11 protein-coding genes are annotated in these 9,639 nt (G+C 64.3%); all 11 read left to right on the forward strand.

Going from position 1 to position 9,639, the window contains the following annotated elements:
* Positions 1 to 131: 131 nt before the first annotated feature.
* The 11 genes from LWW96_RS13960 to LWW96_RS14010 all read left to right on the forward strand — a co-directional run bounded on the left by LWW96_RS13960 (position 132) and on the right by LWW96_RS14010 (position 8,855).
* Positions 132 to 1,394 carry an integrase arm-type DNA-binding domain-containing protein gene (locus LWW96_RS13960; RefSeq protein WP_291487974.1) on the forward strand — a complete coding sequence of 421 codons (1,263 nt, stop codon included), beginning with the start codon at positions 132 to 134 and terminating at the stop codon, positions 1,392 to 1,394.
* A 795-nt stretch (positions 1,395 to 2,189) separates the two neighbouring features.
* Complete coding sequence (locus LWW96_RS13965) at positions 2,190 to 2,408, forward strand: hypothetical protein (protein WP_291487975.1); 219 nt, start codon at positions 2,190 to 2,192, stop codon at positions 2,406 to 2,408.
* On the forward strand, positions 2,408 to 3,247 hold the full coding sequence (locus tag LWW96_RS13970) for a hypothetical protein (protein WP_291487976.1): 840 nt from the start codon (positions 2,408 to 2,410) through the stop codon (positions 3,245 to 3,247). Before LWW96_RS13965 ends, LWW96_RS13970 begins: the two co-directional genes overlap by 1 nt.
* 294 nt (positions 3,248 to 3,541) lie before the next feature.
* Positions 3,542 to 3,769 carry a hypothetical protein gene (locus LWW96_RS13975; protein ID WP_291487977.1) on the forward strand — a complete coding sequence of 76 codons (228 nt, stop codon included), beginning with the start codon at positions 3,542 to 3,544 and terminating at the stop codon, positions 3,767 to 3,769.
* A complete protein-coding gene (locus LWW96_RS13980; protein ID WP_291487978.1) occupies positions 3,766 to 4,026 on the forward strand; it encodes a hypothetical protein in 261 nt (86 codons plus the stop codon). The genes LWW96_RS13975 and LWW96_RS13980 overlap by 4 nt, the downstream gene beginning before the upstream one ends.
* On the forward strand, positions 4,023 to 4,265 hold the full coding sequence (locus tag LWW96_RS13985) for a hypothetical protein (protein ID WP_291487979.1): 243 nt from the start codon (positions 4,023 to 4,025) through the stop codon (positions 4,263 to 4,265). Before LWW96_RS13980 ends, LWW96_RS13985 begins: the two co-directional genes overlap by 4 nt.
* 2 nt (positions 4,266 to 4,267) lie before the next feature.
* Positions 4,268 to 4,813: a JAB domain-containing protein gene (locus LWW96_RS13990; RefSeq protein ID WP_291487980.1), complete on the forward strand. Its 546-nt coding sequence runs from the start codon at positions 4,268 to 4,270 to the stop codon at positions 4,811 to 4,813.
* 8 nt (positions 4,814 to 4,821) lie between these two features.
* The gene (locus LWW96_RS13995; protein WP_291487981.1) at positions 4,822 to 5,055 is read left to right on the forward strand and encodes a helix-turn-helix domain-containing protein; all 234 of its coding nucleotides are present in this window, start codon (positions 4,822 to 4,824) and stop codon (positions 5,053 to 5,055) included.
* 205 nt (positions 5,056 to 5,260) lie between these two features.
* The gene (locus LWW96_RS14000; RefSeq protein ID WP_291487983.1) at positions 5,261 to 5,500 is read left to right on the forward strand and encodes an AlpA family transcriptional regulator; all 240 of its coding nucleotides are present in this window, start codon (positions 5,261 to 5,263) and stop codon (positions 5,498 to 5,500) included.
* Positions 5,497 to 5,922, forward strand: coding sequence for a hypothetical protein (locus LWW96_RS14005; protein ID WP_291487985.1), 426 nt, complete (start codon positions 5,497 to 5,499; stop codon positions 5,920 to 5,922). The genes LWW96_RS14000 and LWW96_RS14005 overlap by 4 nt, the downstream gene beginning before the upstream one ends.
* The gene (locus LWW96_RS14010; protein WP_291487987.1) at positions 5,919 to 8,855 is read left to right on the forward strand and encodes a DUF927 domain-containing protein; all 2,937 of its coding nucleotides are present in this window, start codon (positions 5,919 to 5,921) and stop codon (positions 8,853 to 8,855) included. Before LWW96_RS14005 ends, LWW96_RS14010 begins: the two co-directional genes overlap by 4 nt.
* Positions 8,856 to 9,639: the final 784 nt, after the last annotated feature.

Raw genomic sequence — 9,639 nt, forward strand, 5'->3', positions numbered from 1 at the left:
TATGACGGCGGGCTTTTTTTCGTCCATGCAAGGCCGTGCACGTTCGCTGACATCCGGCGTTTTTGGCGGTATTTCTGACGGGATGCGGGTAAGCTGGCGGTATCAGATACCGTCAAAACGGAGATACCGCCATGCCGCGCCTTGCTGTACCCCTGACAGATACCGCCGTAAGGAATGCCAAGCCAGATGCCAGCAAGCCCAAGGGGCACACGCTGCCAGATGGCGGGGGGCTGTACCTGCACATTACCCAGGCAGGAAAGTACTGGCGCATGGACTACCGCCGCCCGAACGGCAAGCGCAACACCCTCGCCTTTGGCGTGTACCCGGCTGTCAGCCTTGCGCAGGCTCGCGAGCGGCGCGACGTGGCGCGGGGGCTGCTGGCTCAAGGCATTGACCCCAGCGACCACAAGCGCGACGTGGAGGCCAGCAAGAAGGCCGCCATGCTCAACACCGTGGAAGCAATGGCACGGGCCTACCTTGCGAACAAGCGCGATGGGTGGTCTGCCACCCACTACGACCGGGAGGCCCGCAGCCTGGAGAAAGACCTGTACCCCTACCTGGGGCATCGCCCCATTGGCGAGGTGGAGCCGCCCGAGCTGCTCCGGGCGTGCGAGCGCGTGCAAGACCGCGATGCCGTGGAGAGTGCGCACCGCCTGCTGACCACTGCCTCCGGCGTCTGGCAGTTCGCCATAGCCAAGGGCCATGCCACGCGGGACATTGCCCAGGACATCAAGAAGGCGCTGAAGCCACGCAAGAAAGGGCACTTCCCTGCCATTACCAGCCCCGCCCAGTTGGGCGAGCTGCTGCGTGCCAGCGATGGCTACGGCGGCGGCCCCGTGGTGCGGGGCGCCCTGGCCATCGCCCCCATGCTGTTCCAGCGCCCCGGCAACCTGCGCACCATGCGCTGGGCGGATCTGGACCTTGCGGCCGGCTGGTGGACTATCCCCAGCGCCGACATGAAGCGCAGCGTCGCGGCCAAGCGGGACGGCGCGGCACACAAAGTGCCACTGCCCCGGCAAGCGGTGGCCGCCATCCGCAAGCTACAGCCCGTGACAGGCCACGGTGAATACGTCTTCCCCGGCCTGCGCGACCACAGCAAGCCCATGAGCGAAGCCGCGGTAAACGCCGCCCTGCACGCCATGGGCTACAAGGACATTCACACCTGGCACGGCTACCGCGCCACGGGCCGCACTCTCTTGCGTGAAGTGTTCAAGGTGGATATCGACGTGATCGAAGCCCATCTGGCCCACGTGGGCGGCAAGACCCACGGCGGCGCCTACGACCGGACCACCTTCACCGATGAGCGCGTGACGGTGCTGCAGCATTGGGCGGACTACCTGGACAAACTGCGCCAGGGGGCGGACGTGATACCCATGCCCCAGCGGGCCGCATGAGCCCCGCGCCAGCACCAGACACAAGGGCCGCGAGGCCCTTTTTTCATGGGCGCGGCGGTGGTTTTTGAATTTCCTTCGGCACTATTCCCTGCAAAACGGTGTGAACGGTGCGAACAAATGACAAGAAGCAAGGATTCATGCGGGTTACTGCCTGGCCGTGAGTGTGAACAAAGTGAGAACAGACTGCGAACAGAGTGAGAACAAATGAGAATATTTTTATATAGTGAAAAATTCGTACATATATACCTTTGTTCCCTGCTTGCCCCGTGCCCTTTGCGGCCCGCTTTCTCTTGCTTCGTCACGCCCGCCGCGCCCCCCCCTGCCTGGTGCCCGTCCTCGTCGCTTTCGCACGTCCCCGGAAATGGGCGCGAGCGGGGCTCCCCGGTGCCGCATCCATCGGCGGGCGGCCGTGCACACGTGTGCGCAGGAATCTTTAAGCCTGCGACGTGGCAAATTTACTTACTGAGAATCATTCCTAAAATTTGCCACGTCATCGGTTGCAGGTGAGCCCCACGGCAAAGGCCGTGCCGAACGTTCGCGCTGTGTTTTGTGCGGTGGCCTGCTGCGCTGTCGTACTGCTGTGGATAACTTTGCCCGCTGACGTGCACAAAATTTAAGCAAACCAGCACCACCCGCAAACCCGCATGGATGCTGAGTTTCCCGAAAATGTGCTGAATTTATCCACAATGCGCACCAGATACGACGGGCGTTATGTTAAATAGTGTGCGTGTTTGATATGTATTTTGCACATCCTCGGGCATGCGTGCACAATGACCAGCAACGAAAGGATGCCGCATGACGCTTGATGAGTTTGACGCCGCCCTGGCCGCGCTGGGCTGGAAAGTGAGTGAGTTCTGCCGGGCCACGGGGTTGCACCGCAACACCCCGAGCCGCTGGCGCAATGAGGGCGTGGAGATACCTGGCTGGGTGCAAAAGCACCTGGGGCTGTTGCTGGAGTTGCAGCGCTTGCATGCCGCCTACCTGGTGCCGCCAGGCGGAAAGGCGGGGGAGTGATGGCGCCCGATTCAATCCCCCAAATAGAGCCCCCCGAGGGGAGCAACTGGCAACCGCATAGCCCCCATGGGCTGCAACGATTCAAGGACGGTCCGGGCGGTAACGTGGTGCGCTTGGCGGATGTGGTGCGCTGGCTGATGAGCGCCCGCCACCTGCCGCTGTTGGACGCCGTTGATCGGGTTTGTTCTCAGCTCGAAGGCGATTCCCCGCCACTGGTGTACCTTTTGGACGCCAACCGCTGGGCGCGGGCACAGGATGAGTTTTCCGATTGGGCTGTGTTTTACTTTGATGAATACAGCGGTTTGGCCGACTTGCCGCCACCCATTGCCCACGCGAAGGCGGCGGGGCGTTCCTTGCGCGCATCGTGGTTGATAGAGCCGCATGTCCTGGCCCGGTTGGTGAATGAACCGGGCCGCCGTGCGGAATACAACTCCGACAAGCAAACGCCCTTTGAATGGTCTGAGAGTGGAAAGCGCGGCAGTGCATGGGCTGTGCCCTTCGCTGTGGCGCACGCGCTTTGGGGCTGGGGCTCGGTGAACGCGGGGGCAATGGGCAAGGCCGCTGGGCCTGCTGGCCTGGGGGCCGATGATGTGAAGGACTACGCCACGCTGTGCCAGTTCATGGTGCGCCACAAAGGTAAGGAAGGCCATGAGCGGCCCGCGTGGCGTGCTGAGTGGGTGGCGTGGGCGCGGGCCGAGGTGAAGGTACGCGGGCGCGGCGCAAGGGCCGCAGTAGCCAGGGAAATGGGGATTTCATCGCAGGCGTTGGCGCAAGTGTTCCAGCGGCATCCTGAGCCCAAAGCAAGCCCTTTTGACGCCCTTACCAATCGGGCCGCATAGCCCTACCCCTTGCCCATCTCCTTCGGCCCGCGCTACACTGCGCGCAAGCCGAAAGGCCCGGTGCGTAAGAACACCACACCTACAGCGGTAGCAGCCCCCACCGAAAAGCGGGGCTTTGTCACGCCCATATTCCGGGGACTGGTGCGCTCGCATCATCCCGCCATGGTTTCGGGCGGGATGGGGCGAACGGCAACGCCGCCCGCACGTCTGTAGGCGTGTTCTTAACATCCCGTCCACCTGATGCGCGTAAGAACGCAAACGGTGGGTTCCTTGGTTTCTACAGGAATCCATGCCATGACCGTCACCACACCGGCCAGCCGCAGCGCTGCGCCTGCTGAGCCCCAAACGGGCACTATCCCACTGTCTCACCTGCAGCCCGTGCTTGCAGCGTTCAACGCTTGCAACCTGGCTAGCGCCTACCTGGAACGCGGCAACGTGGCCGCTGCCCGGCGCAAGCTGGTGCAGGCGCTGGCATCCGTCAACCAAGTGCACGCGTGTGCACAGCAGGGCGGTGCAGCATGATCGGGGAGCAACCTACCGGCGCCCTGCCCGGCATCGTGATTTGCGCAACCTCGCATGAGGGGCTGCAAGTGTTCGCGAATGGTCGACGTGTGCGCCTGGCAATCATTGACGACGATGGAAGTGTTCTTGCTGCTGGGGACGACGTTGCGCGTGAGGCCGAGGCGGTGGCGCTCAACAACTTCCGGGCCACGATGATAGGAAAGGGCTTTTTGCGCACGCTCAGCAAGCCAATATTGCCTTCCGGGGGTGCAGCATGAGCGGCATTACCTTCACCACGCGTCAGCATGACGCCGCATTCCCCCGGGTGCGCGAGTCGTCTGCAAACCTGCCTGGCGGTGTGCATCTGAGCATCGCCGCTACGCGGTCAACGCGCCTTGTTGATTTGTGCATGTCGCGTGACTTCATGAGCGTGCATCTTGAGTTCTCGCCAGAGCAAGCGCGGGCCGTGGCTGCTGAGCTGCTGGCCGGTGCCGATGCGCTGCAAGGGAGGGGTTAGTAATGGCTGCAACACGAACACCAAAGCCCCGCGCCGCGCGTGTCCGCAAAGCCGTTCCGGCCTATGGCGTGGCGGATGGCTCGCAGAGTTGGCGCTATCACCTCAAGGCACGCGAACGCGCCACTGTGGACCGTGCTTTAGAGATCCTCGGCAGTCGCTTGCGTGAGCCCGGGCAGGCCCTGTATGGGGGTGCCATGGCAAAGGACTATGTGGCCTTGCACCTTGGTGCTGACCCCTGCGAGCGCTTTGCAGTGCTGTACCTGGATTCACAGCACCGCACGATTGCCTACGAGTGCCACTTCACCGGCACGCTGACACAAACCAGCGTGTACCCGCGTGAGGTTGTGCACGCAGCACTGCGCCACCAGGCGGCAGCGGCGATCTTGGCGCACAACCATCCAAGCGGATCACTAAAGCCCAGTGCGGCCGATAGGGCTCTCACAGAGTGCCTCAAGCAGGCTTTGGCGCTGGTTGACGTGAGGGTGCTGGATCACATCATTGTTGGCGGCAGGGGCGCTTTCAGCTTTGCCGAAAACGGACTGATGTAGGTGGCCGCATGCAAGTTGATGAAGCGAATCTACTGGAGCGAATTGACCGCTTAGCCAGCGCTGTGCAATTGATGGCGGCCATGCTTGGCACGCGCCTTGATCGTGAGCAGTTTGCACAGCGCCTGGGCGTACATCGCAACACATTGCGGGCGCGCCTGGCGGTTGATCGCACCATGCCCCGGCCTGGCCGGGATGGCCGATGGCTGCTCAGCGAGATTGTTGAGTGGGAACAACGGCGTTAGGTGTTTGGGGGGGGGGCTATGCCTTGCGCTTCGCCTTGCTCAGCCTTGTGCGTCAAACCTCCGCATTGGCCCCCGCTCACTCTGCACGGGCTTACTCGCACTAACGCAAGGCGACACAAGGCGTCCTCGCCTGGGAAGCTTCCTTCCATGCCTGCCCCGCCCATGTCGGATGCGGGGGGCTCCAGCAAGGAAGGGAACCCATCTTATGCAAGTTGTTCACCAAGCCCGCCCGGTCGTTCCACGTGATCGGCTGGTGCGGTTGCCCGAAGTCGAAGGAATGACAGGGTGCAAGAAGTCGACCATTTACGAACTGATGCGCGCCGGGAAGTTTCCAAAGTCTGTGCGCCTCAATGCCCGCATGGTGGCCTGGGCAGAAACCGCCGTGTTGCAGTGGGTGCAAGACCGCATCGCAGAGGCTCAGCAGAGCACGGGGGCACAGCAATGAACGCCCGCACGGCGGCGGGCCGCGCCATGCCTTACGCCATGCGCGTTGCTCACATGCGTGCATGGTTCAAGCGCTGGCGCCGTGAATTCCGCGTCTTCGATTTGCCCCGCCGTGCACCTATCCAGTTGGGCGCACTGGCTCAGGCTATCAGCTGGCGCGTGACAGAGGCGCACGCTGCCGAGTTCCGTGCCAGTGATGCATTGATGGCGTATGCGCGAGCGTCCAACGATGAGCGCTTGCAGGCGCTGGTGACCGCCTACGTTGCGGCAAGCGCCGAGGTGGAGCACCACGAGCGCGCTATCCAGATGCTGGAGCGTGCCCAGCTGGACTACTTGCGCGGCTTGGTTTGGCCGGGTGGTGAGGATCAACGCCAGGTGCTGCCTTCCACGTGCGACCGCCTACATGAATGGTTTCGTGAATGACCCAAACCCACATCACCCCCGAGCTGATCCGCGCTGCCCTGGCGCACATTCCCGCCAGCCTGGCCCGTGAAGAATGGGCGCGGGTGGGCATGGCTATCAAAAGCGAGTTCCCAGACGACACGGGCCGCGACTTGTTCGAAGCCTGGAGCGCAACGGCAGATGTACACGACGCCAGCGCCACGCGCAGTACCTGGCGCAGCATCAAGGCCGGGGGTGGCGTGGGCATTGGGACGCTGCTGCGCCTTGCCAAAGAGCACGGTTTTACGTTGCCCAGGGGGAGCGAAGCGCCAGCAGCCCCAAGCGCTGCAGAGCTGGCCCGCCAACAGGCCGAACGCGAGCAGCAGCGCCAGGCCGAAGAGAGCGCCCGGCAGGCCGCGCAGGCCGCTGCAGCGGCTGAGGCGCTGGCCGCGTGGAATGCAGCCAGCGACACGGGTGCGAGCCCCTACCTGGCCCGCAAGGGCGTGCAACCGTATGGCGTGCGCTTTGCCCCCGATGGCTGGCTGCTGGTGCCCGTGCGCGATGGCGCCGGAACGCTGTGGAACCTGCAGCGCATCGCGCCTGAGCGTGCGCGCTACGGCACCGACAAGCTCTTCATGAAGGGCGGGCGCAAGGCTGGCCTGTGGCATACGCTGGGGGCTCCCGAAGGCGCCCCCGTGCTGCTGCTTGCTGAAGGCTATGCCACGGCCGCGAGCCTGCATGAAGCCACCGGGCGCCCCGTGGCCGTGGCCTTCGACGCGGGCAACCTGGCGAGCGTGGCGAAGGCCCTACGCCAGCGTTATCCCGCTGCCTTGCTGGTGCTGTGCGGCGATGATGACCGCGCCACCGAAGCCCGCACCGGCACCAACACAGGCCGCATGAAGGCCGAAGCCGCCGCCCGTGCGGTGGGTGGCGTTGTCGCCTTTCCTGATGGCCTGCCCGAGGGCGCAAGCGACTTCAACGACATGCACCGCGCCCACGGCCTCGATGCGGTGCGCGATGTGGTGGACAGTGCCATTACAGCCGCTGCGCAGGCCCCGCAGAAGGCCGCACCAGCACCCGCCCCCCGGCGGGCCGCAAAGCCCCGCCAGCAGCCTGATACGGGGGCTGGTGGGGGTTCTGGTGGGGGCTCGGGCGATGCCCCGCCCGCGCCTGCCGATGATCCGGGCCATCATGACCCGTTCACGGTCGAAGCCGATGGCGTGTACTACCACGGGCGGGGCCGCGATGGCGAGCCCCTGCGCCCGCTGTGGCTCTGTTCCCGGCTTGATGTGGAAGCGCTGACGCGGGATCAAGAGGGCCAGGGCTGGGGCTACCTTCTACAGTTTGCGGACCCGCTGGGCAAGCCCAAGCAATGGGCCATGCCTGCCCGGATGTTGTCGGGGGACGGCGGCGAATATCGGGCCGTGCTACTGAACATGGGGCTACGCATTGCCACCGCGCCTACGGCCCGCAATCGCCTTACCGAATACATCCAAACCCGCCGCCCGGCAGACTTCGCCAGTTGCACGGATCGCATCGGCTGGCATCCCACCGAAGGCGGAGGCCTGGCCTATGTGCTGCCCCATGAAACCATTGGGGACGATGCCGAGCGCATCGTGTTCCAGAGTGACAACCAGATGGAAAACACCTTTCGCGTGAGGAAGGATGCAGCCGCCTGGCGTGATCGCATTGGGGTGCTGTGCGTAGGCAATAGCCGTATGGCGTTTGGCGTGGCCAGCGCCTTTGCCGGGCCGCTGCTGCGCATGGCTGGCATGGAAAGCGGGGGCTTTCACCTGCGGGGCGACAGCAGCACCGGCAAGACCACGGCCTTACGCCTGGCCGCCAGCGTGTACGGTGGCCCCAGCTACATGCAGCGCTGGCGCACCACAGATAACGCCCTGGAGGCCATCGCCGCGCAGCACTGTGATTCATTGCTGATCCTGGACGAACTGGCGCAGGTGGAGGGCAAGGTGGCCGGGGAATGCGCCTACATGTTGGCCAATGAACAGAGCAAGGCCCGCGCCACCCGCAACGGTGCGCCGCGTGCCCGCCTGTCCTGGCGCCTGCTGTTCCTGTCGGCTGGCGAGCTGGGGCTCGCGGACCACATGGCCGAAGGCATGAAGCGCGCACGCACGGGGCAAGAAGTGCGCATGGCTGACATACCGGCAGACGCCGGCGCGGGCCTGGGCGCCTTTGAGCATCTGCATGACTTTGCGGGCGGTGCCGCGCTCGCCAGCCACCTTGCCCGCGAGGTGCAGGCATGCCACGGCGCACCGGGCCGCGCCTTCATCGAATGGGCCTGCAGCCAGGCCAGCACCCTGCCCAAGCGCCTGCGCGCCAGCGTGCAGGACCTGGCCCGGCAATGGGTGCCGGGTGGCGCATCCGGCCAGGTGGAACGGGTAGCCGCACGGTTCGCCCTGGTGGGCGTGGCGGGCGAACTGGCGACCGAGGCGGGGCTTACGGGCTGGCCTGCAGGTGAGGGCGAGAGGGCTGCACGTGCGTGCTTTGACGCCTGGCTGTCGGCACGTGGCGGGGCGGGCAATGGCGAGGTGCGGCAGATGCTGCGCCAGGTGCGCCGGTTCTTGGAGGCGCATGGCTCTGGCCGGTTCACCTGGTGGCATCGGGCATCAGATGACCACGCGCCCAACACGCTGCAGCGTGCCGGGTTCCGCCGCATGGTGGACAGCGAGGGCAAGCCCATCAAGAGCGATGCCGACCACCAGCGGGAGTATGGCGAGCGCATGACGCCCATGGATGGCGAGGGCGTCAGCGTCGAATACTTCATCTTGCCCGAGGTGTTCCGCTCTGAGGTGTGCCAGGGCCTGGACTATCAGGCCGTCGCCCGCGTTCTGTTGGAGCATGGGGCTCTGCTGCCAGGCGCAGGCCGGGCGTTTGACACCAGGCAGCGCCTACCCGGTGTGGGTCTTTCGCAGTGCTATCGCATACCGCCCGCTCTGTTCGCCCTGGACACCTGAGCCCCGGCCAGGGCCGTGCACACGCATGCACGGCCCTGGGTTCACCCCATGCAAAGCATGCCCGCGCCGCCGCTGGAGGGGGCGTGCAGGGCTCTTTTCGCGCTGCTAGTGGTGCAACTGTGAAAAAGCACCAGTGTGCAAAACCGCTTGCCTTCTGTTGGTGCTTCTAGGCTCAGCCCCCTGCGCCCGCAAACCGTGCAAGGCCGTGAAAACTGCCGTAAACGTGCAAAAACAGTACTACACCCTGAGATTTGTTCACACTGTTCACGGCGCTCTGGCCGCAGTGTGAACGCGCAAAGCCCCTATTCATGCGGTTGTCGCACTGTTCACGGCGTTCACGCGCAAAAAACACAATGCCTGAAGGAAAGGCGGCGGAAAGGTGGCGGTCGTTGCCTGTCCACGAATCCCGTAAATGTGCATCGGTGTGCGCAAGGGGGTAGGCCAGGGGCTATCAAAAATTGGGGGCCGCGTCAGCCCTAGACCGCAGTCCCCTACCCGCTCGCAACGCCGGGAAAAATGGGGGGAGGGGGGCTTCCAAAGTCTGAGACGCCTAAGGCGGAAACCGACCGGCTCATCAGATTTTTGTGCGCGCAGGTTTCGGGGGGAGGGGGTACCGGAAAAAGGGGCAGCAAACTTTTTTGACGGTATTTTTGACGGTATGTCGCACTTCAAAAAAGCAAGAATCGTTTATTCATGCGGGTTTCAAGAGGGAATTCAAGTCCCACCGTCACCCCGGCACCGACTACAGCGCCCTCGCAGGGCGCTTTTTTTGCCTCTGGGGTGG

The sequence above is a fragment of the Acidovorax sp. genome, assembly GCF_021287135.1.
Taxonomy (GTDB): domain Bacteria; phylum Pseudomonadota; class Gammaproteobacteria; order Burkholderiales; family Burkholderiaceae_C; genus Acidovorax.

Bases quoted from the DNA above. Each gene is read 5' to 3' on its own strand.
- LWW96_RS13985 (WP_291487979.1), top strand. From the start codon at position 4,023: ATGAGCGGCATTACCTTCACCACGCGTCAGCATGACGCCGCATTCCCC.
- LWW96_RS13995 (WP_291487981.1), top strand. From the start codon at position 4,822: ATGCAAGTTGATGAAGCGAATCTACTGGAGCGAATTGACCGCTTAGCC.
- LWW96_RS14000 (WP_291487983.1), top strand. From the start codon at position 5,261: ATGCAAGTTGTTCACCAAGCCCGCCCGGTCGTTCCACGTGATCGGCTG.
- LWW96_RS14005 (WP_291487985.1), top strand. From the start codon at position 5,497: ATGAACGCCCGCACGGCGGCGGGCCGCGCCATGCCTTACGCCATGCGC.
- LWW96_RS13965 (WP_291487975.1), top strand. From the start codon at position 2,190: ATGACGCTTGATGAGTTTGACGCCGCCCTGGCCGCGCTGGGCTGGAAA.
- LWW96_RS13960 (WP_291487974.1), top strand. From the start codon at position 132: ATGCCGCGCCTTGCTGTACCCCTGACAGATACCGCCGTAAGGAATGCC.
- LWW96_RS13980 (WP_291487978.1), top strand. From the start codon at position 3,766: ATGATCGGGGAGCAACCTACCGGCGCCCTGCCCGGCATCGTGATTTGC.
- LWW96_RS13970 (WP_291487976.1), top strand. From the start codon at position 2,408: ATGGCGCCCGATTCAATCCCCCAAATAGAGCCCCCCGAGGGGAGCAAC.
- LWW96_RS13990 (WP_291487980.1), top strand. From the start codon at position 4,268: ATGGCTGCAACACGAACACCAAAGCCCCGCGCCGCGCGTGTCCGCAAA.
- LWW96_RS13975 (WP_291487977.1), top strand. From the start codon at position 3,542: ATGACCGTCACCACACCGGCCAGCCGCAGCGCTGCGCCTGCTGAGCCC.
- LWW96_RS14010 (WP_291487987.1), top strand. From the start codon at position 5,919: ATGACCCAAACCCACATCACCCCCGAGCTGATCCGCGCTGCCCTGGCG.